This is a genomic window from Streptomyces sp. NPDC048441 (assembly GCF_043200235.1).
GTDB lineage: Bacteria > Actinomycetota > Actinomycetes > Streptomycetales > Streptomycetaceae > Streptomyces.
Genome location: NZ_JBICXM010000006.1, coordinates 430,509 through 453,470, shown reverse-complemented (window position 1 = coordinate 453,470; position 22,962 = coordinate 430,509). Strand labels below are relative to the sequence as shown.

General features: G+C 69.8%; 24 protein-coding genes and 1 pseudogene. 13 read left to right on the top strand and 12 right to left on the bottom strand.

All coding sequences use genetic code 11. The features are described from left to right. Window positions 1–46 precede the first annotated feature (46 nt). Both ACGFSB_RS18390 and ACGFSB_RS18385 read left to right on the top strand, forming a co-directional pair. The gene (locus tag ACGFSB_RS18390) at window positions 47–1,954 is read left to right on the top strand and encodes an AMP-dependent synthetase/ligase (RefSeq protein WP_393399959.1); all 1,908 of its coding nucleotides are present in this window, start codon (window positions 47–49) and stop codon (window positions 1,952–1,954) included. A gap of 91 nt (window positions 1,955–2,045) precedes the next feature. After that, window positions 2,046–3,641, top strand: a complete 1,596-nt coding sequence (locus ACGFSB_RS18385; RefSeq protein ID WP_393399956.1) for an alpha/beta hydrolase — start codon at window positions 2,046–2,048, stop codon at window positions 3,639–3,641. Window positions 3,642–3,658: 17 nt separating this feature from the next. On the opposite strand, the gene ACGFSB_RS18380 is transcribed toward ACGFSB_RS18385, so the two are convergent. Beyond that, a complete protein-coding gene (locus ACGFSB_RS18380; protein ID WP_393399953.1) occupies window positions 3,659–4,537 on the bottom strand; it encodes a helix-turn-helix transcriptional regulator in 879 nt (292 codons plus the stop codon). 183 nt (window positions 4,538–4,720) lie between these two features. On the opposite strand from ACGFSB_RS18380, the gene ACGFSB_RS18375 reads away from it, so the two are divergent. Next, a complete protein-coding gene (locus tag ACGFSB_RS18375; RefSeq protein WP_393399950.1) occupies window positions 4,721–6,160 on the top strand; it encodes an MFS transporter in 1,440 nt (479 codons plus the stop codon). A gap of 17 nt (window positions 6,161–6,177) precedes the next feature. Here ACGFSB_RS18375 and ACGFSB_RS18370 read toward each other — a convergent pair whose 3' ends face one another. Beyond that, on the bottom strand, window positions 6,178–7,320 hold the full coding sequence (locus tag ACGFSB_RS18370; protein WP_393399947.1) for a glycoside hydrolase family 88 protein: 1,143 nt from the start codon (window positions 7,318–7,320) through the stop codon (window positions 6,178–6,180). Window positions 7,321–7,493: 173 nt separating this feature from the next. On the opposite strand from ACGFSB_RS18370, the gene ACGFSB_RS18365 reads away from it, so the two are divergent. Continuing rightward, a complete protein-coding gene (locus tag ACGFSB_RS18365) occupies window positions 7,494–8,153 on the top strand; it encodes a maleylpyruvate isomerase N-terminal domain-containing protein (RefSeq protein WP_393399945.1) in 660 nt (219 codons plus the stop codon). A 129-nt stretch (window positions 8,154–8,282) separates the two neighbouring features. Beyond that, on the top strand, window positions 8,283–8,699 hold the full coding sequence (locus ACGFSB_RS18360; RefSeq protein WP_393399941.1) for a hypothetical protein: 417 nt from the start codon (window positions 8,283–8,285) through the stop codon (window positions 8,697–8,699). A gap of 8 nt (window positions 8,700–8,707) precedes the next feature. On the opposite strand, the gene ACGFSB_RS18355 is transcribed toward ACGFSB_RS18360, so the two are convergent. Next, the gene (locus ACGFSB_RS18355; RefSeq protein WP_393399938.1) at window positions 8,708–8,926 is read right to left on the bottom strand and encodes a DUF397 domain-containing protein; all 219 of its coding nucleotides are present in this window, start codon (window positions 8,924–8,926) and stop codon (window positions 8,708–8,710) included. 73 nt (window positions 8,927–8,999) lie between these two features. Here ACGFSB_RS18355 and ACGFSB_RS18350 point away from each other — a divergent pair, with 73 nt between their 5' ends. Next, window positions 9,000–9,197, top strand: coding sequence for an ATP-binding protein (locus tag ACGFSB_RS18350; protein ID WP_393399936.1), 198 nt, complete (start codon window positions 9,000–9,002; stop codon window positions 9,195–9,197). A 3-nt stretch (window positions 9,198–9,200) separates the two neighbouring features. Here ACGFSB_RS18350 and ACGFSB_RS18345 read toward each other — a convergent pair whose 3' ends face one another. Beyond that, window positions 9,201–9,776, bottom strand: coding sequence for a CGNR zinc finger domain-containing protein (locus ACGFSB_RS18345; protein WP_393399934.1), 576 nt, complete (start codon window positions 9,774–9,776; stop codon window positions 9,201–9,203). A gap of 104 nt (window positions 9,777–9,880) precedes the next feature. On the opposite strand from ACGFSB_RS18345, the gene ACGFSB_RS18340 reads away from it, so the two are divergent. Both ACGFSB_RS18340 and ACGFSB_RS18335 read left to right on the top strand, forming a co-directional pair. Beyond that, on the top strand, window positions 9,881–11,053 hold the full coding sequence (locus ACGFSB_RS18340) for an epoxide hydrolase (protein ID WP_393399931.1): 1,173 nt from the start codon (window positions 9,881–9,883) through the stop codon (window positions 11,051–11,053). Continuing rightward, window positions 11,046–11,090 (top strand): annotated as a pseudogene (locus ACGFSB_RS18335) (hypothetical protein); the annotation flags it as partial. The gene ACGFSB_RS18340 and the pseudogene ACGFSB_RS18335, both read left to right, overlap by 8 nt. Before the next feature lie 46 nt (window positions 11,091–11,136). On the opposite strand, the gene ACGFSB_RS18330 reads toward ACGFSB_RS18335, so the two are convergent. The 7 genes from ACGFSB_RS18330 to ACGFSB_RS18300 form a co-directional block, all read right to left on the bottom strand. After that, entirely contained in the window at window positions 11,137–11,409 is a 273-nt protein-coding gene (locus tag ACGFSB_RS18330) for a DUF1876 domain-containing protein (RefSeq protein WP_393400193.1), read from the bottom strand. Between the two features lie 78 nt (window positions 11,410–11,487). Next, the gene (locus ACGFSB_RS18325) at window positions 11,488–12,678 is read right to left on the bottom strand and encodes a lipase family protein (RefSeq protein ID WP_393399929.1); all 1,191 of its coding nucleotides are present in this window, start codon (window positions 12,676–12,678) and stop codon (window positions 11,488–11,490) included. A 98-nt stretch (window positions 12,679–12,776) separates the two neighbouring features. After that, window positions 12,777–13,808, bottom strand: a complete 1,032-nt coding sequence (locus ACGFSB_RS18320; RefSeq protein ID WP_393399926.1) for an AraC family transcriptional regulator — start codon at window positions 13,806–13,808, stop codon at window positions 12,777–12,779. An 82-nt stretch (window positions 13,809–13,890) separates the two neighbouring features. Then, window positions 13,891–14,262, bottom strand: coding sequence for a hypothetical protein (locus ACGFSB_RS18315; RefSeq protein ID WP_393399923.1), 372 nt, complete (start codon window positions 14,260–14,262; stop codon window positions 13,891–13,893). A 46-nt stretch (window positions 14,263–14,308) separates the two neighbouring features. After that, window positions 14,309–14,854 (bottom strand): hypothetical protein, encoded by a 546-nt coding sequence (locus tag ACGFSB_RS18310; protein WP_393399921.1) that lies wholly within the window; start codon window positions 14,852–14,854, stop codon window positions 14,309–14,311. 340 nt (window positions 14,855–15,194) lie between these two features. Further along, complete coding sequence (locus tag ACGFSB_RS18305) at window positions 15,195–15,503, bottom strand: AzlD domain-containing protein (RefSeq protein ID WP_393399918.1); 309 nt, start codon at window positions 15,501–15,503, stop codon at window positions 15,195–15,197. Further along, window positions 15,500–16,258, bottom strand: a complete 759-nt coding sequence (locus tag ACGFSB_RS18300; protein ID WP_393399916.1) for an AzlC family ABC transporter permease — start codon at window positions 16,256–16,258, stop codon at window positions 15,500–15,502. The genes ACGFSB_RS18305 and ACGFSB_RS18300 overlap by 4 nt, the downstream gene beginning before the upstream one ends. A 121-nt stretch (window positions 16,259–16,379) precedes the next feature. Here ACGFSB_RS18300 and ACGFSB_RS18295 point away from each other — a divergent pair, with 121 nt between their 5' ends. Then, window positions 16,380–16,961, top strand: coding sequence for a helix-turn-helix domain-containing protein (locus tag ACGFSB_RS18295; RefSeq protein ID WP_393400191.1), 582 nt, complete (start codon window positions 16,380–16,382; stop codon window positions 16,959–16,961). Between the two features lie 165 nt (window positions 16,962–17,126). On the opposite strand, the gene ACGFSB_RS18290 is transcribed toward ACGFSB_RS18295, so the two are convergent. Next, on the bottom strand, window positions 17,127–18,056 hold the full coding sequence (locus tag ACGFSB_RS18290; protein WP_393399913.1) for a MurR/RpiR family transcriptional regulator: 930 nt from the start codon (window positions 18,054–18,056) through the stop codon (window positions 17,127–17,129). A 127-nt stretch (window positions 18,057–18,183) separates the two neighbouring features. Here ACGFSB_RS18290 and ACGFSB_RS18285 point away from each other — a divergent pair, with 127 nt between their 5' ends. From ACGFSB_RS18285 to ACGFSB_RS18270, 4 genes are read left to right on the top strand one after another with little or no spacing between them, the layout of a single operon-like run. Further along, window positions 18,184–19,395, top strand: coding sequence for a C45 family autoproteolytic acyltransferase/hydolase (locus tag ACGFSB_RS18285; RefSeq protein WP_393399911.1), 1,212 nt, complete (start codon window positions 18,184–18,186; stop codon window positions 19,393–19,395). After that, a complete protein-coding gene (locus ACGFSB_RS18280) occupies window positions 19,392–21,116 on the top strand; it encodes an ABC transporter substrate-binding protein (RefSeq protein ID WP_393399908.1) in 1,725 nt (574 codons plus the stop codon). Before ACGFSB_RS18285 ends, ACGFSB_RS18280 begins: the two co-directional genes overlap by 4 nt. A gap of 12 nt (window positions 21,117–21,128) precedes the next feature. After that, entirely contained in the window at window positions 21,129–22,076 is a 948-nt protein-coding gene (locus ACGFSB_RS18275; protein ID WP_393399905.1) for an ABC transporter permease, read from the top strand. Next, window positions 22,073–22,960, top strand: a complete 888-nt coding sequence (locus ACGFSB_RS18270; protein WP_393399902.1) for an ABC transporter permease — start codon at window positions 22,073–22,075, stop codon at window positions 22,958–22,960. The genes ACGFSB_RS18275 and ACGFSB_RS18270 overlap by 4 nt, the downstream gene beginning before the upstream one ends. The last annotated feature ends 2 nt before the right edge of the window (window positions 22,961–22,962 follow it).

The following is a 22,962-nucleotide window of genomic DNA, read 5'->3' as shown; positions in this document are numbered from 1 at the left end:
TGGAAACACGCATCTCACCACCGCCCCCGACAAGGAGCCGCCACTCATGTCACCCGACCCCGCCACTCCCCGACCCGACCTGGTCGAGCCTCATGTGCGGCACCTCGACGGTGTCGTACGCGAAGTCTCCGTGCCAGCCTTCGCCGCCGCCGTCAGGCGTGGGTCCCTTGCCGACATCCCCTTCGACAACGCACGTGAGGCCCCCGCCGAAGCCGTGCTCTCCCGGAAGGGCGGCGACGGGAAGTGGCGGGACGTCACGGCGGCCGACTTCGCCGATGAAGTGCTCGCCGTGGCCAAGGGGTTGATCGCCGAAGGGCTCGCTCCGGGCGACCGGCTCGCCATCATGGCGCGTACGACGTACGAATGGACGCTGCTCGACTTCGCGGGCTGGGCCGCCGGGCTTGTCACCGTGCCCGTCTATCCGACGTCCTCCGCCTATCAGACCCGGTGGATCCTTCAGGACTCGGGCGCCGTCGCCCTCGCTGTCGAGACCGCCGAGCTGGCATCGTCACTCGGCCCCGAGCGGGACCGGATGCCTGATCTGGAGCATCTGTGGTCCTTCGAGAAGGGGGATGTGCGGCGGCTCGCCGAGCTGGGGCGGCAGGCGGAGATCTCCGATGCGGAAGTGGAGGGGAGGCGGGGTGAGTTGGGCCCGGATTCCGTCGCCACCCTCATCTATACCTCCGGCACCACCGGGCGGCCCAAGGGCTGTGTGCTGACCCATGGCAACTTCTTCGCCGAAGTCGACAATGCGATCGAGTTGCTTCATCCCGTCTTCAAGTCGGTCAGTGAAGAGCCTGCCTCCACCTTGCTCTTTCTGCCGCTGTCCCATGTGTTCGGGCGCATGGTCGCCGTCGGGTGCCTGCGTGCGCGGGTGCGGCTCGGGCACGCGCCGAGCATTCAGACCGAGGAGCTGCTGGGGGATCTGGGGGGCTTCCGGCCCACCTTTCTGCTCGCCATTCCGTATGTCCTGGAGAAGGTCTTCAATACGGGGCGCGCGACGGCGGAGAAGATGGGGCGCGCCTCCTCCTTCGACCGAGCCGCCCGCATCGCCGTCCGTTACGGCGAGGCGGTCGAGGCGCGGCAGCACGGCACGGGTCCTGGCCCGGCGTTCGGCCTTCGGCTGGCCCGTGCGCTGTACGACCCCCTCGTCTACCGGCGGATCCGCGCCGCCCTCGGCGGCAAGGTGCGGTACGCGATCTGCGGCGGCTCACCGCTCGGGCGTCGTCTCGCCGCGTTCTACGCGGGGGCGGGCATCGAGATCTTCGAGGGGTACGGGCTGACCGAGACCACGGCCGCGGCGACCGTGACCCCGCCGTTGAAGCCACGGCTCGGCACGGTCGGCTGGCCGCTGCCCGGTACGCGGGTGCGGATCGCGGACGACGGGGAGGTGCTGCTCGCCGGGGGGCAGATCTTCGCCGGGTACTGGGACGGGCAGGCGGGGCGGGCCGTGCCTGCCGAGGGGGAGTGGTTCGCGACGGGGGACATCGGAGCGCTCGATGGGGATGGCTATCTCTCCATCACCGGGCGCAAGAAGGACATCCTCATCACCACCGGCGGCAAGAATGTCGCCCCCGCCCCGCTGGAGGACTGGCTGCGTGCCCATCCGCTGGTCGGCCAGTGCATGGTCGTCGGCGACGAACGGCCCTACATCACCGCCCTGCTCACGCTGGAGGCGGACGGCATCACGCACTGGTGCCGGATGAAGAAGAAGGAGGGCATGGCGGCGGCCGACCTTGTGGACGACGCCGAGCTGCGCGCGACCTTGCAGCGTGCCGTCGACGAGGCCAACAAGCTCGTGTCGCGGGCCGAGTCCATCCGGCGGTTTGCCGTGCTTCCGGCGGATTTCACGGAGGCGAGCGGTCATCTGACCCCGTCCCTGAAGCTGAAGCGGGACGCCATCGGGCGGGACTTCGCCGAGGAGATCGAGGGTCTTTACGGACACGGACGGTAGCGGTTGTCACCCATTGTCACCTGGGCGGGCGGGGTCGCGGCGCCGCGCTTAGGGTGATCGAGGGGCAGACCCCAGACCCTGGGAGGTTGCCGTGCGCAGAGCTGTTGCGCTCGCCGGTGCTACCGCGCTGGCCGTCATGGGGACAGGTGCGCCCGATGCCTCGCCCGACGCTTCGCCCGATCTCTCCCGGTACTACACGCAGAAGATCAAGTGGGGTGCCTGTGAGGGAGACGCCGCGGGTCTCGTCTCCGAGTCCGACGCCACCGCTGTGCCCAAGGACAAGAACATCCAGTGCGGCAAGATCACCGTCCCACTCGACTACGCGAAGCCGGGGCGCGGCAAGGTCGATGTGGCGATGATCCGCATCAAGTCCAGCGGGAAATCCCGGGGTTCGCTGCTTCTGAACTTCGGGGGGCCGGGCGGCGCCGGTGTCTCCGGACTCCTCGCCTCGCAGAAGGAGTTCGAGTATCTCGGCAAGGGGTACGACGTCGTCTCCTTCGATCCGCGCGGCGTGGGCGAGAGTTCGCCCGTCAGCTGCGGGGACGCGGGCGCAGATGATCCGGGGGCGGGAGAGGACACCGACGACCCCCGTGCCGTACTCGACGAGATGAGGAAGATCTCCGAGCAGTGCAAGAAGAAGTCGGGGGACGTTCTTCCCTACGTCGGGACCGTCAACGTCTCGCGTGACATGGACGTCATGCGGCAGGCGCTCGGCGACAGGAAGCTGAATTTTCTGGGCTTCTCGTACGGGACGCGGCTCGGCGCCGTGTACACCGCCCAGTTCCCGAAGAACGTCGGGCGGATGGTCCTTGACGGTGTGGACACACTGCGGGAAGACGTCGCCGAACAGGCGCTGGTCAGTGCGGAAGGGCGCCAGACCGCCCTCGACAACTTCCTCAACTGGTGCACGGACAACGCGGGGTGTGTCTTCGGGACCGACTCGCGTGCCGCGCGCGGCAATATGGCCGAGTTGATCAAGGGGCTCGACCGATATCCGCTGCAGTCCTCGGACGGTACGGATTTCACCGGACAGGACGTCGTGGACGTACTCGGCCAGGCGCTCTACAGCAGGCAGTCGTGGCCCGCTCTGTCGCAGGCGCTGGGTGCGCTGATGGCGGACGGGGACCCCCGGGCGCTGCTGCGGATGGGCGGGTCGTTGGCCCAGCAGGCTTCCGGCGGCGGCGTGGCGGGCTTGGCTGCGGGGAGCCGTGCGGCGGGCTTGGCTGCCGGGGACGTTCCCGCCGACAACATGGCTGCCGCGCTCATGGCCGTGAACTGCGCGGACGACCCCGACCGGCCCGACGCGGACAGCCTCGAGAAGGAAGTCACCAAACTCCAGAAGGAGTTCGAGTCGACGTCCGCCATCTTCGGGAAGTCGATGATGATGCCGGTGCTGTTCTGCTTCGGCAGGCCCGCCGGTACGGACTACATCCGCGACGACGTACGTGACGTGAAGAGCCCCGACTTCCTCCTCGTCGGCACGCGGGGCGACCCGGCCACGCCGTACCGCTGGACCGAGGAGACCGCCGAGCGGCTCGGGTCCGCCGCCGTCGTCCTGGACAACAAGGGGGACGGGCACACCGGTTACGCCGGGTCGAAGTGCGTGCGGGACAAGGTGGACGGGTTCCTGCTGTACGGGGAGATGCCGAGGACGGGAAGTTCTTGCGGGGTGGAAGAGGAGGGCTAGCCGTTCGTGGCTAGCCGTTAGTGGCCAGTGGCCAGTGGCTGGTGGGAGGCTCGGGGCGGCGGGTCCAGGCGCAGCATCGCTTCCTCGTCAGGGGTGCCGGGCTCGGCCTGGTAGACCACCAGGCGCTGGCCGTCCGTCCTTGCCAGCTTCATGACCTCGTACGTGAGTGTCATCGCGCCCACCTTCGGATGGTCGAAGGACTTCGTGCCGCCGCCGCGCTCCTTGACTTCGTAGCGCTCCCAGAGGCGGGCGAAGTCCGGTGACTTGAGAAGGAGTTCGCCGACCAGGGCGGCCAGCTCGGGAGAGTCCAGGTCGACGCCGCCCACCGCGCGCAGATGCGCGACGGACTTGGCGACGGTCTCCTCCCAGGGCCGGTAGAGCACGCGGCCCACGGGGTGCAGGAACAGATAGCGCGTGACGTTGCGCTTCTCCGCGGGCCAGTCCCAGAGGCCGGGCAGGAGGCGGCGTCCCGCCGGGTTCGCGGCCAGCATGTAGCTGTGGCGGCTGACCACGTACGCGGGCAACGGGCTCAGGCTCTCCAGCATCCGCTGGACGCTGGGGCGGACCGTGTCCCCGGCGGTGGGGTGCGGCTCCGTGAGGCGGCCCGAAGCGAGCTCCGCCAGGTCGTGCAGGCGCTCATGGGCGTCGCCGCTGAGGCGCAGGGCGCGGGCCAGGGCGTCCATGACGGAGGTGGAGGGGTTCGTCTCGCGGCCCCGCTCCAGGCGGGTGTAGTAGTCGACGCTCACTCCCGCGAGGGTGGCGAGCTCCTCCCGGCGGAGGCCGGGGGTGCGGCGGAGGCCTGTCCCTGGCGGGAGGCCTGCGTCGGCGGGGCTGATCTGCGCGCGCCTCGCGCGGAGATATCTGCCCAGCTCTGTTCCCTCTGCTGACTTCGCCATCCGTCCATTGTCCCCGGTGGGGGGCGTTTGTGGGGGGCCGTGTCAGGACCAGGAACGCTGCGGTCTGCCTGGGCGGCGGGCTTTGGCGGAGTCTTTGTCTGCCGCCCGGTTGATGGGTGCCCCAAGCTCTCAAGGAGCAGGGGCCTCCATCCCGATCACCCCGCAGCACAGGAGTCTCCGTCCATGCCGCCCTCCGTCGTCGCCCCCGCCGCTGTCTCCACCACTCCCCTCACCACCGCACCCCTCACCACCGCACCCCCCACCCCCCGCTCCCCGACCCTCGCCCCCCTCCTCGCCTCCCTTCTCGGGTTCACCGTCATCACCGTCGACGTGTCCGCCGTGAACATCGCGCTGCCCGCCATCCGCACCTCCCTGCACGGCGGTATGGCCGGGCTCCAGTGGGTCGTGGACGCGTACACGCTGATGTTCGCCGCCCTCATGCTCTCCGCGGGGGCGCTCGCCGACCGGGCAGGAGCGCGCCGTGCCTACGCCTGGGGAGTGGGCCTCTTCACCCTCGCCTCGCTCGCCTGCGCCCTCGCGCCCGGCATCGGTGCACTCATCGCGGCCCGCATCGCGCAGGGCGGGGCCGCCGCCATCGTCATGCCCGCCTCGCTCGCCCTGATCCGGCAGGCTTACGACGACCCGCGCCGCCGTGCCCGCGCCATCGCGCTGTGGACGGTGGGCGGTTCCGTGGCCATGGCCGCGGGGCCCGTACTCGGCGGCGTACTCACCGAGATGGCGGGCTGGCGTGCCGTCTTCCTCCTCAATCTGCCCATCGGGGCCGTGATCCTCGCCCTCCTCGCCCGCACAGCGCCGTCTCCCCGGCGCCCCGCGCCCATCGACCTCGCAGGTCAGGCCACCGCCGTACTCGCCCTGGCGGGGCTCGCGTTCGCCGTCATCGAGGGCGGGCACCTGGGGTGGACCAGCGCGCCGGTGCTCGGCGCCGCCGCCCTCGCCGTCGCGGCCGGGTTCGGCTTCTACGCCGCCGAGAAGCGGCACCGCGCGCCCATGGTCCCGCTCGGCCTGCTGCGTGAGCGCAAGGTCAGTGTGTCCCTCGCCATCGGCTTCGCCGTCAACGCGGGCTTCTACGGGATCGTCTTCCTGCTCGGGCTCTACTTCCAGCAGCTGCGCGGGATGTCGGCGATCGCGGCGGGCCTGATGTTCGTGCCGCTTGCCGTCATCATCACGTCGACGAACCTCGTCTCGCCGCGCATGGCCGAGCGGATCGGCCGCCGCCGGGTCATCGTGGCGGGCCAGGCGGTACTCGCTCTCGCGATGTTCGTGCTGCTCCCGCTGGCCGCTGACACCCCCCTCTGGCTGGTGCTCGTCCTGCTCATCCCCACCGGCACGGGCGGCGCGTTCGCGGTCCCCGCGCTGACGGCCCTGCTGATGGACGCCGTACCCGCCGACCGCGCGGGAACGGCGTCCGGCCTGCTCAACGCCCTGCGTCAGACGGGCGGCGCGATGGCGGTGGCGCTTTTCGGCGCGCTCCTGGTATCCGACAACGCGACGGGCTTCTCGCTCGCCGGAATGCGGGAAGCGCTCCTGGCGGTGGGACTCCTGCTGTGCGCCACGACGGCCCTCGCGGCCTGGCTGCTGCCGAGGGACGGCGCCCGCCGCTGAGCAGCGGCACCACCACGTCAGCCGGCCGCGAGCCGGGCCAGCTCCGTACCCGCGAGCAGGAACCCGCCCACACCGAAGTCCGCGGTGCTCTCGTACGTGACGGGCTGGCTGGACTCGGGGCGGTCGCCGACCTTCTGGACGTACCCGAGGAAGCCGTCGGGGTGGACGGCGGTGGCGACGAGCCCGTTCCAGGCCCGCGCCGCCACGGGCAGGAAGGCGGCCCGGTCGACGAGGCCCGCAGCCACGGCGTACGCGGTGCCGTACACGAAGAAGGACGTGCCGCTGGTCTCGGGCCCCGGCAGATGCCCGGCATCAGCGAGGTTCACGTTCCAGAAGCCGTCGGAACGCTGGACGGGCCGCAGGGCGGTGACCAGGGCGGTCAAGGTCTCGCGATATTCGGGTACGTGACGTCCACCGCCCCCGAGCGCCTTGAGCGTCTTGACGTGCCCGGCGGCGACCCACCCGTTGCCGCGCGACCACAGCACGGGCTTGCCGCCCGGCGAGAGGATCCCACCGGGCAGGAACCGGTCGTCGCGATACCAGAGCCCGAGGCCGGGGGAGTAGAGACCGGGCCCGCCCTGAGCACGCTTGGTGTGCCGGTACAACGCGTACAACTTGTCAGCGAAGGCGGGGTCTTGCCTCAACTCACCGAAGCGGGCGAAAGGCGGCATGGCCATGTGCAGCGCGTCGTCCCACCACCAGTCGTCGGCCTTGTCCGGCTGGTCGGTGAGCATGTGGCGGAGTGTGGCTTCGGAGGCGGTGAGCTTCGCGGGCTCCGGCTCGGTCTCGTAGAGGTCGAGGTAGGCCTGTATCGCTGTGTGGTTGTCGGCGTGCCGGGTCCCGGTGCCCCCGCGTATTCCGTAGGAGTGCTTCTCCGCCCAGGCGCGGGCGTAGTTCAGATAGCGGACTTCGCGGGTGTGGCGGTGCAGGGCCATGAGGCCGCTGTAGAAGGTGGCGTTGGCCCATCCGTTGTCGCCGGGGTCGGTGTGCGTGCTGATCCAGTGGTCGGCCACGCGGCGCAGTACGGCGGTGATTTCGGGGCGGCTTGGCAGGCGGGGCGAGAGGCGGTAGAGGTGAGCGGCATGGGCGGTGGGGGCGGGCAGTAACGGGGCGGCGACGGCCAGGGCGGCACCGCGCAGCAACAACTGTCGTCTATCCATGTGAACACCCTTCACGAATATGGGAGTTCACATGGTGATGCCGCCGAACTGGCACTGTCCATAGGCTGGTTGGGCTGGTTGGGCTGGTTGCGCTGGTTGCGCTGGTTGGGCTGGTTGAGACGACGCCGCTGAAGCCGATACGGCAGCGGCTCCCGCGCGGCTACCGTTCCCGTATGCGCCGACAAGCCGAACAAGATCCCGCCACTCCTGGTCCCGTCACGGCCGACGACCTCGACCAGGTGGTCCAGCTCGCCCTCACCAGCCTGCGCGAAGCACCCGCGACGGCCTGGGACGGCAAGGCGGGATCGCTGGAGTGGGACTGCTGGGAAACGGTGGAGCACCTCGCCGACGACCTCTTCGCATACGCGGCCCAACTCGGCCCGCGACAGCCGCCCTTGGGCGATGAGGTCCCCTTCATCTGGGAGCCGCGCAGGCCCGGCGGCCCGTCGAACGCCATCCACGCGAACCGCGCGGCGGGCCCGGCGGGGCTCCTCCAGGTCCTGGAGTCGAGCGGCGCCCTGCTGATCGCCATGGTGCGCACGACCCCGCCGACGACCCGGGCCTACCACGGCTTCGGCATCTCGGACCCGGAGGGGTTCGCGGCGATGGGGGTCGTGGAAACCGTGGTCCACACGTACGACTTGGCGGAGGGCCTGGGGCTGGAGTGGACCCCGCCCGCCGACGTGTGCGCCCGGACCCTCCACCGCCTGTTCCCGGATGCCCCCTCGGGCGAGGAACCCTGGCCGACGCTGCTGTGGGCGACGGGGCGCGGAGAGCTGCCGGGGCAGGAGCGGCGTACGTCGTGGCGGTGGTACGGGGAGCCTCGCGGATAGCGGATAGCGGGTGTCGTCCGGCGTGTTGGGGAAATGTTGGGGAAACGTTGGGCGGCCGCGTCAAGATCCTTTGGCGGGCGGCGACATCGCCGGACCGCGAGGTTTCAAGCGACACGAGGTGTACACCTGATGCGACTGAAGAGGACTCTCCCCACCCTGGCAGCGGCCACGGCTGTCACCGTTGCCGGTCTGGTCGGCCTGTCCGCCACCCCTGCCGCCGCGGCCGGTGTGGACTTCGACTACGGGCGCAACTCCCAAGCCGCCGGGATCGACGCGTGGAAGGACAGCCGGATGCTCGGCAACACGACGTGGCAGATCGATGGCCTGTCGGACGGCAGCAAGGGCGACACGCTGTGCGTCATCGACAACAAGAAGGACGGGCGGTGGCTCGTAGCCACCACCAGCAAGGGCCACAAGGTGAGCACCAGGTACGCCCACGGTCGCGTCAAGTGCATGACGAAGAACGTGGCCGAGGGGAAGCGCCTCACCATGAAGTTGGCCGTGTCCGGTGGCGGCACGTCGAAGGCGTACAAGACCCACGGCTGAGCGGTGCCCTAGCGGGCTGCGTGCGTGATGAAGGCGGCGCAAGCGGACGGCTCGACCCCGAAGTTGGGGCCTTCGGGGTTCTTTGAGTCGCGTACGTGGATGGCGTGGTGGCAGGGGGAGACCTCCACGCATTCGCCGCCTTCGCCGCTGCTGTGGCTGGACTTGGCCCAGGTTTGGGCGACTTCTAGGCGCGCCGCGGCGTCGTGCCTGGTCAGCGTAGAGCGCACCGACCACGTACCCGGAAGGGACTTCGAACTCCGCCTCGTCTAGGCGGAGTCGGCGTACACGCTGCGTATCGAGGTGTCGGACGCGCGGGGCGACCGCGTCCCGGAGCTGCGCCCGACGGACCCCGGGGCGGAGACGGGCCGGGGGCTGCGAATCGTCGAAGCGACCGCCGCGACCTGGGGCGTCACGGAGCGCCGCATCGGCAAGACGGTCTGGGCGGAGCTCCGAGCCCCGAACTCCGAACTCCGAGCCCCGAACTCCGAGCTCTCGTAACGATCACTCCGCCGGTCTGAGGCCCTTGCGCTGGTTGGCATTGAAGCGCGCCTTCTTCTGGCGATTCCCGCACGTGTTCATGTCACACCATTTGCGGGTGCGGCTCTGGCTGGTGTCGAAGAAGGCGGCTTGGCAGGTCGGTGATGCGCACAAGGCCAGTTTTCCGTCCCGTTCGCCCGCGATGATGCTGATCGCGTCGGCGGCGATCACGCCGAGGGCGTCTTCCACGGAGGAAGTCGAGCTGAGCCGCCATCGCCGCTCGCCCTCGGGTGTCAGGACAGCCGCGGCCCGGCTCTGAGCGCTGAAGTCATTGATGACTTGGACGGCGGACGCGGGGAGGGTGTCCTGGATCGCGGCCGCTGTCGCGGCGGCGTGAATCGACTCCCTCAGTTCTCGGGCGAGGTCGAGCTGGGCAGTGGTGCAGGCGTCCACGGCGAGACCGTTCACCGCCAGCCAGTCGACGAGTCGGTGCGGCACGGGAATGCGCTCCACGGCGTCGCCATGACGCTCCGACAGCGTCCCCGTGAAGCTGGTCGCCAGCACGCTACCGAGGCGGAAGTCAGGGAATCCAGCAGACATGGAACCACCTTAGCCGGTTGCGGGGTGGCCCGGAGAGGTGTTAGAACCGTCTTAGACGGTTCGCAGCAGGATATAGCCGGTTCCTCGACGGCCAAGGAGGTCTCATGCCCCGTACGACCAGCGACGTACAAGCATTTGAAGCCCACGCAAGCGACGCTGACCTCGACGATCTGCGCGCGCGACTGGCCGCGGCGCGACTGCCGGAAGCTGAGACGGTCCATCGCGCCGCGCCCGGCCCTCGCCGATGGGAACAGGGCGTTCCGCTCGCCGACCTCGTCGATGTCGTGAACTACTGGCGCACCGGATACAACTGGCGGTCGTTCGAAGAGCGCCTCAACGAGATCGGCCAGTTCCGCACGACCATCGATGGTCTGGGAATCCACTTCCTGCACCGCCGGTCCGCGCGCGCGGACGCCATCCCTCTGATCTTGACGCACGGCTGGCCGGACAGCATTGCCCGGTTCGTCGACGTAGTGGACGAGCTGGCGGATCCGAAAGATGCGGACGCGCCCGCGTTCCACGTCGTGGTCCCGTCGCTACCGGGCTTCGGCTACAGCGACAGGCCGGCCACCACCGGGTGGGGAACCGAAAAGATCGCGGCCGCCTGGGTGGAACTGATGGGGAGGCTCGGCTACAGCAAGTTCGCAGCCCACGGCGGCGACTGGGGAGGCAATATCACCACGGTTCTCGGCGGCAGATTCCCGGCGCATGTTCTCGGCATCCACACCACGTTCGCGGAGGGACCGCCCGGTCTGACAACGGACGGACTGACGGCGGTCGAGCGCGAGTGGGCCGAGGAGACCCGCGATTTCTGGCGCCACCGCGCGGCGTACGCGAAGCAGCAGGCGACCCGACCGCAGACCATCGGCTACTCGCTCGTCGACTCACCGGTCGGGCTTCTCGCCTGGATCCTCGACAAGTTCGCCGAGTGGTCAGACACCGAAGACAGCCCGTTCGAGACGATTTCCATGGACCGCGTTCTTGACGACGTCACCCTGTACTGGCTGACGCGGACCGGCGCGTCGGCGGCCCGCATCTACTGCGAAAGCCACAACTCGCTGGACCCCGAACTCAGGGTCGACGTCCCGTCAGCACTCACGATGTATCCCCGCGACGTCGAGAAGTGCCCGCGCCCCTGGGCTCAGGAGCGGTACCGACAGATCGTCCGTTGGAGGTTGCCCGAAAACGGGGGGCATTTCCCGGCGCTGGAGGTTCCCGAGTATTTCGTCAAAGATCTACAAGAGGGCCTCGCGGCAGTGCTGGCCGCCCATCGGTGAGCCCATCGGTGAGCCAACCGGTGAGCCAACCGGTGAGCCGACCGGTGAGCCAACCGGTGAGCCGATCGGTGAGCCGACCTTCCTCACCGCAGCGTGTGCGACGTCCTGCCCGAAGCCTCGTCGATCTCGTCGTGCGCCTTCGTCAGCAACTCCATCGCCAGTTCGTTCAGCGCCCGTGCCCCCGCGATCTCCTCGCCGACCCTCGGCTGACCGGAGTCGGCGGGGTGTCGGCTCGCGTATCCGTGGGCCCGCACCTCGGTCCCGTCAGCGAGTCGTACGAGGGCTGCCGCGCGGGTGCGGTGCGCGTCCTCCTGGAATTCCAGCTCGACATGCCATCCGACAGCGGTCTCCATCACCATCACCGTCACCTCCGGAGCGCCTGCTTCCAGGGTGCGCCCGGCCGCCCGCCGTGGTCCAGCGGGCGGCCGGGGTGACTACGGACAGTTGCCGCTCACTCGTTTTCCCGCGAAGCGGTCCGCCAGCCAGTTCGTCGCCAGGGGTGACTGCGTGATCACCCCGGAGACGTGCTCGCCGAGCGGCACCGTGTGCCACTCCACGTTCGCCCCCTTCGCGCACCAGTCCTTGCGGACCTGCTTGCCGACGGCGTACGGGATCAGCTCATCGGTGATCACGTGGTACTGGTACACCGGCGCGTCCGGCGCCCGCGTGCCGACCGCCGAATCGCGCAGTCGTTGCTGCCAGTCCGGCTGGTCGAGGGGGTTCTTCACCGTCATGTCGTCGATCTTCTTGAAGGCGCCGAGCACCGCGCCGTCCGCCACGCAGCTGTTCCGCAGCGCGCCGACCAGCTGCTTGCCCGCCGGGTTCAGATACGACTCCAGGTTCAGTTCGGGGTAGGCCGCGTTCTGGCCGATCGCGGCCATGAAGATCAGGCCCGAGCCGTACGAGCCGTCGTTGAAGTCCGCCGCCTTCATCAGATCGCCGGGGATGCCGCCGGCCGCCGTGCCCTTGACCAACAGGTCGGGGGCGTACGAACCGTGCAGTTCAGCCGCCCAGCCTGCGGCCTGGCCGCCCTGCGAGTAGCCCATGATGCCGACCGGGGTGTCCTCGCCGAGCCCGGCCTCCGGGAGGCGGATCGCGGCGCGGGCCGCGTCGAGCATGGCCTGGCCCTCGGCCCTGCCGACGGTGTACGTGTGGTCGCCGGGGGTGCCGAGGCCCTCGTAGTCCGTCACGGCCACCGCCCAGCCGCGCAGGGTGAGCTGCTGGATGAGGTTGGCTTCGGCGGTCGTGCCCTTGGGGAATCCCGCGCTCGGTGCGCAGTGGTCGCCCATGCCGATCGTTCCGACGGCGTACGTGATGAGGGGGCGGGGGCCCTTCCTGCCGTCCTGCGGCACGATGACCGTGCCGGAGACGGTGTTCGGCTCGCCCTTCGCCGTCGTCGAGCGGTAGTCGACCTTCCAGGCCTTGGTGTTGGTCGGCTGGCCGGGCAGGGGGTGGAAGCTGCTGGGCGCGGAGCTCACGATGTCGCCGGGGGCGGCGGTCTGTGCCGCGGGGGCCGGGGCGGCGTGCGCCGTGACCGGGCTGATGGCCGACAGGCCGAGCGCGGCCACCACGGCGAGGGCGCTTGCACTGGTGCGTCGTCCGTTCATACGGGTCATACGGGTCATACGGGGCTCTCCCAACTGTCCTCAGTGGCAAGTGGCTGGGATGTTCAGGCGACGACACCGTAGTGACTGGTGAGTAAGTCCGGCGCTGACGGGAGAGCTCAGCTTTGTTGACTTGGGTGTTGGTGACCCCGGTTCTCATAGCGGTACGCGCCCGGCGTCGTCCCCGTCCACCGCCGGAACGCCCGGTGGAACGCGGTGTCCTCGGAGAACCCGAGCCGCGCGGCGAGCTCGGCGATCGGCTCCGGGCCCTCCGCGAGCCCGGCGATCGCCGCGTCACGCCGTACGGCGTCCTTCAACTGCTGGTACGAGGTGGACTCCTGGGCGAGCCGCCGCCGCAGCGTCGCGGGGCTCACCGCGAGGCGGGCGGCGATCTCGCCGAGGGAGGGAAGGCGGGGGGAGGTGCGCAGCGCGCGAGCCAGGGCGCGCCGCACCTGTTCGGCGACCGTCGTCCCGTACTCCCGCCGGGAGAGGAGATCGAACGGCGCCCGGCCGAGCATCTTCTCCAGCGCCGCCTCGTCCCGGATCAGCGGGGCGGTCAGCCAGTGCTCGTCGAACCCGGCGCCGGTGCGGGCCGCGCCGAAACGCACCGGGCAGCCGAAGAGGACGCCGTACTCGCCCTGGTGCGGGGGCGGTGGATGCCCGAACTCGGCCCAGTGGAGCGGAATCCGGCGCCCGATCAGCCAGCTGCACAGCCGGTGCCAGATGATGACGAGGCACTCGGCGAGGAAGTAGTCGCGTTCGAGGTCGTTGCGTACGGCGAAGACGGCGCTGCCGGTCTCGCGGTGCTCGAGGGTGAGGTCCGGGCCGCCCGGAAAGAGCCCGTAGAAGGTCATGCCGCGGTCGAGAGCCGCGCCGAGATCGCGGCAGCCGAGGGACGCGTGGCACATCATCGCGAAGGTGCCCGGCCTGCTGACGGCGGCCTCGAGGCCGAGGAACTCGTCGCCGGTGGCGCGGTACAGCTCACGGAAGAGGCGGGCGAACTGGACCTCGGTGATGCGGGCCCGGTCGTCGCCGAGGAGGAGCGGGGGGATCTGGGCGGTGCGGAGCAGCGGGACGGTGTCGATTCCGTGGCGGTCGGCGCCGTGCAGCATGGCGCGGACGTGGTGGACGGTGATGGTCCGGCTGGGCATGGGGGATCCTTCCCCCGTACCGTCGCTTCCCGAACTCGGCATGGGCGCGGAAGTGCACCTCCGCGCCCACCCCTTACGGCTGTCAGACGCCGGACAGACCCGCGAGCACCCCGAAGCCGAGGGGCAGCAGGAAGGCGATGCGCCCGTACTCGGGCCGCCCCTTGTCCGCCCCGCGCAGGAACTTCGCGAAACCGGCGGTGACGATGCCGAACGTCGCCGCGTACAGCAGGATGTCCGTGGTCGACATCCCGCCCCAGCCGTCGGAGAGCACCACGGTGAGCGTCATCGCGCCTCCGAACAGTGAGGCACCGGCAAGCGCGTCATCGCCGGTGAACACCAGCGGCGCCGTGCTGCCGTGCCGCTCCCTGCGCCACACCTGGAAGACCAGGACGGCGACCAGGACGATCTCGGCGGCCACGGCCAGCATGAACGATGCCTTGAAAGTCGTCTCCATGGTCAAGGCCTCCTCTCGTAAATTGCCTCGCGTGTCGGCATCGGGCTCAGCCGCAGGCGGTGGCGATGGTGGAGATGCCGGTGACCTCGCCGAAGACGCCGATCAGCAGCTTGATCCGCTCTTCCTTGTTGCCGGCCTGCACGATGAGCTTCGCACCCTTGAGCACGCCGCCGAACTTGGTGGCCTTGGTGACGAGGAGAGCGTTGCCCGCGATGAAGGCGCCGATCGCGCCCACGCACTTGGTCACCTTCCAGGCGGTGTCCCAGCCGCGCAGCTGCACGCCCTGCGGCGCGAGCTGGGCGAGTGCCGCCTTCTGGGCAGCCTCGTCGCCCGGGTACATCGCCTCGACGAGCTGCTGGGTCGTCGGGTTCTGCGGAAGCGCCCCCAGTCGCTCCTCCAGCCCCTCTTCGACGATCGCCGGAACGCCCGCGTCCTCCTCGGCGACGGAGGCACGGGTGTTGGCGGCCTCGGTGGCAGAGGCGATCGGTCCGGTCGCGGCGAGAGCGAGGGCCGCGGTGACGGACAGCGCGGAGGCGCGCAGGACGGTTCTCGATCTCGATATGGATCTCGACATGGATATGGATATGGACATGTGTGTTCCCCTTTTTGTTCATCGCGATGATGCGATGCGATGAGCCGATGCCGGATGATTCCGCCCTGGTCAGGGGCGGTTGAGGCGTCGGCCTTGGGAGGGATGATGGTGCCGGGGCCCATGGGGCGACAAGGGTTTTGAGGATCTTCTGAGTCTCATGGCCAGTCAGTCGGAAGGTCGATGGCAAGCCGATGGCAAGTCGATGGCAGGCCGATGGGTCATGAGGCGAGTTGCCCCAATTCGTGCTGAACGTCCGACTGAGGGTCCTGCCCAGGGTCTTACCGAGCTCCCCGCTGAGTTTCTCGCTGAGCTCCCCGGCCAACCCGGGTGACGCTTCCCGTCATCCCGCGAGACGCAGCAACGCCGTAGTTGCTGCCGCCCCCACCACGACCACGGCGAAGGGCGCCTTCCGCCAGGCGAGCACCCCGCCCGCAAGGACTCCGAGGGGCCGCGCCCACCCGGCGAAACCGTGCCCCTCGGTGAGCGCGCCGGTGGCGAGCAGGGCGACCAGCAGGACGGTGGCGCCAACGGTCAGCAACTCCTGGACTCGGGCGGGCAGTTCGATCCGCCCGTGCAGCAGAGGGCCCGCGAGGCGGAAGGCGTACGTTCCTGCGGCGAGGACAAGGACGCAGGCGAGGTAGGCGTTCACGAGGCGTCCTCCGGGTCGGTGGAGCAGGTGGGGCGAGCCGCGAGCAGGCCGAGCAGCGCGAGCAGCACCGGCACCCCGGCGGGCAGCACCGGTGCGGCGGCGACCGCGATCACGGCACCGGTGGCAGCGGCCCGCCGCGTCATGCTGTCGCCGCGCAGGGCGGGCAGCACCAGGGCGAGAAGCACCGCGGGGAACGCGGCGTCGAGCCCGAACCGAGCGGTGTCGCCGATCGCGGAGCCGGCGAGCGCGCCCCCGAGAACGCTGACGTTCCATACGGCGAACAGGCCGAGCCCGGATATCCAGAACGCGGCCTTGCGCCGCTTCTGGTCGGGCTGCGCGAGGACGAAGGCCGCCGTCTCGTCGGTGATCAGGTGCGCGCCGATGAGCCGCGCGGCCCAGGTCCGGCCCAGGCTGTCGGCGACGGCCAGACTGAACGCGGCCGTACGGGAGTTGAGCAGCAGGCCGGTTGCCGCCGCGGCCACCGGACCGCCGCCCGCGACGAGGATGCCGACCGCGCTGAACTGGGCGGAGCCCGCGTACACGAGCAGCGACATCAGGACAGGCACCCAGACGGGCAGGCCGCCCGCGACGGCGATGGCGCCGAACGAGACGCCGACGACGGCATCGGCGAGCCAGACGAGGGCGATGTCGCGCAGGACGCCACGGGGGAGATGGGAGAGGCGGACGAAACCGTCGTCGATACCGGCGTCGTTCGTTCGCTCTGACGGGCTATCTGTTCGGTGTGACGAACGCATACGTCGTAGGATGGGCAGAATGGGCGTCGTTCGTCAAGTCGAACGATCGTTCCGCTATAGCGAACGATCCCAGAGGTTCCGAGGTCCAGAGGTGAGGGAGCGATACGGCATGACTGACGGCATGACTGACGGCAAGGGTGGCGGTACCGCCCGATCCCGCCTGCCCCGCGAATGGGTCGCGGCCGCGTTGCGCAGGGAACGGGCCAAGGCGGGGCTCTCCCTCTCCGAGCTGGCCAAGCGGGCGGGGATCGCGAAGTCGACGCTCTCCCAGCTGGAGGCGGCGACCGGGAATCCCGGGATCGAGACGCTGTGGGCCCTCGCCGTGGCTCTCGGGGTGCCGTTCAGTGTTCTCGTGGAGTCACCCGCGCCCGCCGTGACGGTGATCCGGGCGGGGGAGGGCCCGACCATGCATGCCGAACAGGCTTCGTACGCGGGGACGTTGCTCTCCGCGGGCCCGCCCGGCGTGCGGCGGGACATCTACCACGGTGCGTTGGAGCCGGGCTCCGTACGGGACTCGGATCCGCACATTCCCGGGTCCATGGAGCATCTGGTGGTCTCCACGGGGCGGCTGATCGCGGGCCCACGCGACGAGACGGTGGAGCTGGCTGCCGGGGACTACATGTCGTACCGGGGAGACGTCCCCCACCTGTACGAGGCACTGGAGCCGGGCACGACGTTCGTACTGGTCATGCAACACAACTAGGCCGCGCCCCGAAGGGGGCGCGGGGAACTGCGCGATCAGCCACGACGGCGCCGCGGTCGAGGAGGTGGCCTGTGTTCCCTTGCGGGGTTTGGTCGTGCCCTGAAGGGGCGCGGGGAACTGCGCGATCAGCCACGACGGCGCCGCGCTCGAGCAGGCGGCCCGCGTTTACTTGCGAGGCCTAGGGGCCAGCAACTGCTCCCGCAGTGCAGTCAGTTGATGTGACGTCTCCACCGCCCGCCCCTCGTCGAGCGTCGCCAGGGCAAGGAGCAGCGCGTCGGCTACGACAAGGGCGGTCAAGGCCTCGGTGGTGATGCCGGTAGGCGTATGCGGTGCCGTCAGGACCGCGTCCACCCGTGGTCCGTACAGCTCCGCCAGCTCATCCGTGACAAGGACGACCCGCGCCCCCACCGCCCGTGCCCGCTCTATCAGGACCGTCAGCTCGGTCAACGCACGCCCCGGCTGGAAGATCACGACCGCGTCGCCCTGCCGCACGGCGAGCAGGCGGTCGGCGAGCGCGAACCCCGTATCCCCGAAGTAGCGGGCCCGGCGGCCGATCCTGCCGAGGGCCAACGCCAGGTGACGCGCGGCAAGTTCGGATGCCGCGATGCCGTAGCAGTGGATCTCGGGGGCCTCGGCCAGGAAGCCCACCGCGTCCCGCAGCGCCTCGCCCGGCGTCAGGCGCCGCGCGTGCTCGATGCGCTCCTGGGCCTCGTCGAACACCTCGCCCCAGATGCCGTCCAGGTCCCGGCCCACGTGCGCGATGCGCTGCTGGAGGCGCACCTCGGGCGGCACGGCCGACGTGAAGTCCGACGCCAGCTCCCTCTTGAGCGCGGGCAGGCCCGCATAACCGAGGCGCTGCATGGCGCGGACGACGGTCGCGTTGCTGGTGCCGCTCGCCGAGCCCAGCTCCTGGGCGCTGGCGAAGAGCAGCGACTCCGCGGGGGCGCTGACCACGTACTGGGCGACGGCCCGCTCGGAGGTCGAGAGCGTCTCCCACTGATCGCGCACGGCAGCCCGCAGTCGAGCGAGCCCCGCCCCACCGGGAGCACCGGACCCCGATGCTCCCGCCCCCGTCTGATCCTCTGAAATTTCCATTACGGCTATTGACTCTCGTGTGATGACCGTTACTGTCCTGGGCAACGCATTCCAGAAGGATAGCTTCCCGTAATCAACGTTACAGGACAGTGACGGTCACCGGAAGCTCTCCGTCGCGAGGAGAAGAATGGCACCCCGCACCGCCCCTGACGCCCCCGCCGCCGCCCCTGAACGCTCCCTCCCGCTCATCGAGATATCCGGCACTCCCCTCGAACGCGGCCACCAGTACGGCGAAGCCGTCCGCCCCCAGCTGCACGCCGCCCTCGCCTATTACGAGGAGGCGTTCGGCCAGTCGTCGGGCCTGACCTGGGACCAGGTCGCCACCCGCGCCGCCCGCTGGCTGGAGCCGGTCCGCGACTACGCGCCCCACCTCGCCGAGGAGATGCGCGGCATCGCGGAGGGCGCCGGAGTCGGCCTCAACGACATCCTCGCCCTCAACGCCCGAGGCGAGGTCATCTACGACCGCTCGTTCGCGTCCATGGAGGCCGAGAAGGCCACGGAGGCCACGGAGGCCACGGAGGAGGAGCCCGCCGACGGCTGCACTTCCTTCGCCGCGTACGGAGAGGCCAGCGGGGACGGTCACGTCTGGGCCGGGCAGAACTGGGACTGGCGGGCCGGGGTCGCCGACACCGTCGTCATGCTGCGCATCGTCCAGCCCCCGCACCCGACCCTGATCATGCAGGTCGAGGCGGGCCAGATCGGGCGCCAGGGCGCCAACTCGGCGGGCATCGCCCTCAACGCGAACGGCCTCGGCGGCCGCTTCAGCGACGCGATCGGCCTCCCCCAGACCGTCGTACGCCGCAGCGTGCTCGACCAGCCCAGCATCACCGACGCCCTGGACGTCCTCTGCCGCACCCGCGCCCACATCGCGTCCAACGCGCTGCTGACCTGCCGCGAGGGCTTCGCCGTAGACCTGGAGACGACGCCCGCCGGGCACGGCTGGATGTATCCCACGGACGGCCTCCTCGTGCACGGCAACCACTACCAGGCGGGCATCCCGGCCGCGATCGCCGCGAACTACCGCCCCATGTCGTCGGACTCGCTCGTCCGCGTCCCCCGTGCCGAACAGGGCCTCAAGTCCCTGCGCTCCTCAACCGGTGCCGACGAGTCCCGCAAGCTGATCAAGCAGGCGATGTCCGACCACCTGGGCCACCCCGAGTCGCTCTGCACCCACCCCGACCCGCGCAGGCCCGAGGTCAAGCACTGGGCCACGCTCGTCTCCTCCTGCGTCGACCTGACCAGCGGCGACTACCACGTCACCGCGGGCACTCCGTGCGACCGCGACTACCAGCACATGCCCTGGAACCTCTACGACGGCCCGTACGGAGACAACAGATGACGATCCCGAGTACGACCAGGACCACGACCAGGACCAGGACCAGGACCACGACCAGGACTCTGAAGCGGCCGGTGGCAGCAGGGCTGGCCGCAGTGGGCCTCCTCGTCACCGTCGCCGGATGCAGCGGCGCCGACACGGCAGCCACCGGCGGGAAGCCCGCCGACGCCGCGAAGCTGAAGCTGGACGCGACGACCGCAGCCGCCAAGGGGACGCTGGACAAGGCGAACTGGCTCCTGGAGGACGAGCCCGACTCGCTCGACCTCGACACCCAGGGCTCCAGCGCGGGCCGCGTAGTCCTCACGAACGTCTGCGAGCGCCTCTACCAACTCCAGCCCGACATGACGACGAAGCCCTTCCTCGCCGAGAGGACGAGCACGCCCGACGACAAGACCCTCGTCCTGAGCGTCCGGGACGGCGTCACCTTCCACGACGGTTCGAAGCTGACCGCCGACGACGTGCTGTGGTCGCTGAAGCGGCACGCCGATCCGGACATGGAGCAGGCCGACGAGTTCGGCAACGTCAAGTCCATGAAGAAGACAGGCGATCGCGAGATCACCATCCGCTTCAAGTCGCCCGACGCCCTCTTTACGAAGGCGCTCGCAGGCGACGCGGGAATCGTCTGGAACAAGGAGCAGGTAACCGCCGCGGGCAAGGACTTCGGCACTCCGGGCCAGGGCGACGCGTGCAGCGGCCCGTACGAGCTGAAGAGCTGGAAGTCCGGCGACTCGATCACCATCGAGGCGTACGACGACTACTGGGGCAAGAAGCCGCTGACCCGGCAGGTCGTCTTCCGCTGGGCCTCCGACAGCGCACTGGTCAACGCCCTGAAGACGGGCGCCGCCGACGGAACGTACGCGGAGTCCCCGAACACCGCGTCGGCCCTGCGCACCAGCAAGGGCCTCGACCAGCACTACGGCCCCTCCACGGCCTCGCTGGTCCTCATCCCGACGGCCCGCGGCGGCCTCAAAGACCCGCAGATCCGACGGGCCCTGTCCCTCGCGATCGACCGGACGGGCATCGCCAAGTCCGGCTACGGCGGGCTCGTCCAGCCGTGGGCCACGCCCGTCGGATCAGGCGCCTGGGGCTACGAGAAGTCCGAATTCGCGGCAGCCCAGAAGAAGTTGGAGGCAGCCGCACCCGCCACCCCCTCCGCCGCGGACCTGGCGAAGGCCAAGGAGCTCGTGAAGGAGGCAGGGGAGCCGACCGACCCCATCGTGATCGGTACGGACAGCAGCCAGGGCAGGACGGTCGTCGCGAACGCGGTGCGCTCCGCGCTCCAGCGGATCGGCCTCAAGGGGCAGATCAAGACCGTCCCCACGGCCCAGTTCGAGGAGTTCTACAGCGATCCGGCCGCCCGCGCGGACATCGATGTGCTGGTGGGCGACTGGTACATCTCCAAGGCCGACCCCATGGGCTTCTACGACAACGGCCTCTCCGACTCCTCCAACAACTGGGTCGGCTTCAAGGACGCGACGTACGACAAGAAGGTACGGCAGGCGCTGAGCACGCTCGACGACACGAAGCGGGCCGAGCTCGCCATCGACGTACAGCAGAGGTTCGTGGACGCGGGTGTCTGGATCCCGGTCGCGCAGGTCCCGTCGGCGCTGGTCATCAGCAACAAGCTGACAGGCCCGCCCGCTTCGCAGGCCTACCTCTACTACCCGTGGGCGGCCGAACTCGGCACCAAGGCGAACCCGACGACGAAGGCGAAGAAGGGCTAGGTGAACCGGACCATGCTCGCTCGAATTTCGCGACGCCTCGCCGGGCTCGTCGCCACCCTCTTCGCCGCCTCGTTCGTCATTTTCGCCGCCGTGTACGCGGCTCCGGGCGACCCGGCGGTGTTCCTCGCGGGCGGCCGGGACAAACTGACGCCCGAGCGCCTCGCCCAGGTCCGCTCCCAGTACCACCTGGACGAGCCGCTGGTGGTCCAGTACGGCAGGTGGCTGTGGGACTGCGTCCACTTCGACCTGGGGCGGTCCTTCAAGTACAGCGACCAGGTGGCGGACCTGGTGACGGCACGCTTCCCCACCACGCTCCAACTGGTCGCCTACGCAACCGTCCTGTTCGTCGTACTCGGCGTCGGCGCGGGAATCCTGGCCGCCGTCAAACGGTCCACGTGGGTGGACTCGGCGGTGGTCGGGGGCACGACGCTCGCGGCCTCGGTGCCGTCGTTCGTGGCGGCGATCGCACTCGTCTCGCTCTTCGGGGTCCAGCTGGGGTGGTTCCCGGTCTCGGGCTCGGGGGAGGGCTTCGGGGGCACACTGCACCATCTGACGCTGCCCGCCCTGTCGTTGGCCCTCGGCGCGCTCGCCATCATCAGCCGGGTCACCCGGCAGGCGATGGCGGACGCGGCGGCATCGGACCACGTGGAGGTGGCGCGGGCGTCCGGAGTGCCCGAGCGCGACATCATCCGACGCCACGTCCTGCGGAACGCGCTGGGTCCGATCATCACGATGTGCGGCCTCGTCATGGCGGGAATGCTGGCGGGCACGGTGGTCGTGGAGACGGCGTTCGGCATCAGCGGCATCGGTTCGCTCCTCGTGGGCGCGATCAATACGCACGACTTCCCGGTGGCACAGGCGGTCCTGCTGCTCATGGTCACCGGCTACATCGTGGTGACGACGCTGGTGGATGTGGTGCATCCGATGCTGGATCCCCGCGTGAAGGAGGCAACGTCATGAGCTCCACCTCTGCGTCCAGCTCCACCCCCGCCTCCACCCCTGCCTCCCCCCTGGCTCTCGCCCCTCTGAGGATGCCCCGCCGCAGGCGCCCGGTGGGAGTCCTCGTCGCCGCCGGTCTCCTCGCCCTGGTCGTCCTGGCCGCAGCCTTCGCACCGCTGCTCGCGCCCTACGCCCCCGACGCCATCGACCTCTCGGCATCGCTCGTCGGCACCTCGGGCGATCACCTCCTGGGCACCGACTCGTCCGGACAGGACCTGCTGTCGCGGGCCCTCTACGGAACCCGTACGAGCCTGCTGGCACCGATCCTGCTGCTCGCGGTCGCGGCCTTCCTCGGCGTCACGCTGGGTGTGCTCGCGGCGTGGCGCGGAGGCTGGGTGGACGCACTGGTCTCGCGCGTCACGGACGTGATGTACGCGTTCCCGGGCCTGCTGTTCACGGTCCTGATCATCGCGGTCTTCGGCGCGGGAATGACGACATCGGTCCTGGCCCTGGGTCTCGCTTTCACCCCGACCATCGCCAAGTACGTACGCTCACTGGCTCTCTCCGAAGCACGCAAGCCGTACGTCGACGCCTACCGGGTGCAGGGAATGGCAGGCGCCCGGATCTGTGTCGCGCACCTGGTGCCGAACCTGGGCCGCGCGATCCTCGGCTACTTGGTAGTGCTGTTCGGAGAGGCGCTGATGTCACTGGCAACGCTCTCCTACCTGGGCTTCGGCGCACAACCACCGTCATCGGACTGGGGCTTGATGGTCCAGGAAGGCCAGGCGGCGGTAGTCCAGGGCGCACTGCTCCCGGCCCTAGTCCCCGGCACGGCCATCGCCCTGGTCGTCGTGTCCTTCAACGTGGTCGGGGTCTGGGCCGCCGACCGGCTAGGGAGGCAGTGACT

Bases quoted from the DNA above. Each gene is read 5' to 3' on its own strand.
- ACGFSB_RS18370 (WP_393399947.1), bottom strand. From the start codon at position 7,320: ATGGATAGACGACAGTTGTTGCTGCGCGGTGCCGCCCTGGCCGTCGCC.
- ACGFSB_RS18295 (WP_393400191.1), top strand. From the start codon at position 16,380: ATGACTGACGGCAAGGGTGGCGGTACCGCCCGATCCCGCCTGCCCCGC.
- ACGFSB_RS18345 (WP_393399934.1), bottom strand. From the start codon at position 9,776: ATGTCTGCTGGATTCCCTGACTTCCGCCTCGGTAGCGTGCTGGCGACC.
- ACGFSB_RS18280 (WP_393399908.1), top strand. From the start codon at position 19,392: ATGACGATCCCGAGTACGACCAGGACCACGACCAGGACCAGGACCAGG.
- ACGFSB_RS18365 (WP_393399945.1), top strand. From the start codon at position 7,494: ATGCGCCGACAAGCCGAACAAGATCCCGCCACTCCTGGTCCCGTCACG.
- ACGFSB_RS18315 (WP_393399923.1), bottom strand. From the start codon at position 14,262: ATGGAGACGACTTTCAAGGCATCGTTCATGCTGGCCGTGGCCGCCGAG.
- ACGFSB_RS18375 (WP_393399950.1), top strand. From the start codon at position 4,721: ATGCCGCCCTCCGTCGTCGCCCCCGCCGCTGTCTCCACCACTCCCCTC.
- ACGFSB_RS18300 (WP_393399916.1), bottom strand. From the start codon at position 16,258: ATGCGTTCGTCACACCGAACAGATAGCCCGTCAGAGCGAACGAACGAC.
- ACGFSB_RS18285 (WP_393399911.1), top strand. From the start codon at position 18,184: ATGGCACCCCGCACCGCCCCTGACGCCCCCGCCGCCGCCCCTGAACGC.
- ACGFSB_RS18310 (WP_393399921.1), bottom strand. From the start codon at position 14,854: ATGTCCATATCCATATCCATGTCGAGATCCATATCGAGATCGAGAACC.
- ACGFSB_RS18270 (WP_393399902.1), top strand. From the start codon at position 22,073: ATGAGCTCCACCTCTGCGTCCAGCTCCACCCCCGCCTCCACCCCTGCC.
- ACGFSB_RS18390 (WP_393399959.1), top strand. From the start codon at position 47: ATGTCACCCGACCCCGCCACTCCCCGACCCGACCTGGTCGAGCCTCAT.
- ACGFSB_RS18275 (WP_393399905.1), top strand. From the start codon at position 21,129: ATGCTCGCTCGAATTTCGCGACGCCTCGCCGGGCTCGTCGCCACCCTC.
- ACGFSB_RS18290 (WP_393399913.1), bottom strand. From the start codon at position 18,056: ATGGAAATTTCAGAGGATCAGACGGGGGCGGGAGCATCGGGGTCCGGT.
- ACGFSB_RS18340 (WP_393399931.1), top strand. From the start codon at position 9,881: ATGCCCCGTACGACCAGCGACGTACAAGCATTTGAAGCCCACGCAAGC.
- ACGFSB_RS18360 (WP_393399941.1), top strand. From the start codon at position 8,283: ATGCGACTGAAGAGGACTCTCCCCACCCTGGCAGCGGCCACGGCTGTC.
- ACGFSB_RS18380 (WP_393399953.1), bottom strand. From the start codon at position 4,537: ATGGCGAAGTCAGCAGAGGGAACAGAGCTGGGCAGATATCTCCGCGCG.
- ACGFSB_RS18320 (WP_393399926.1), bottom strand. From the start codon at position 13,808: ATGCCCAGCCGGACCATCACCGTCCACCACGTCCGCGCCATGCTGCAC.
- ACGFSB_RS18325 (WP_393399929.1), bottom strand. From the start codon at position 12,678: ATGACCCGTATGACCCGTATGAACGGACGACGCACCAGTGCAAGCGCC.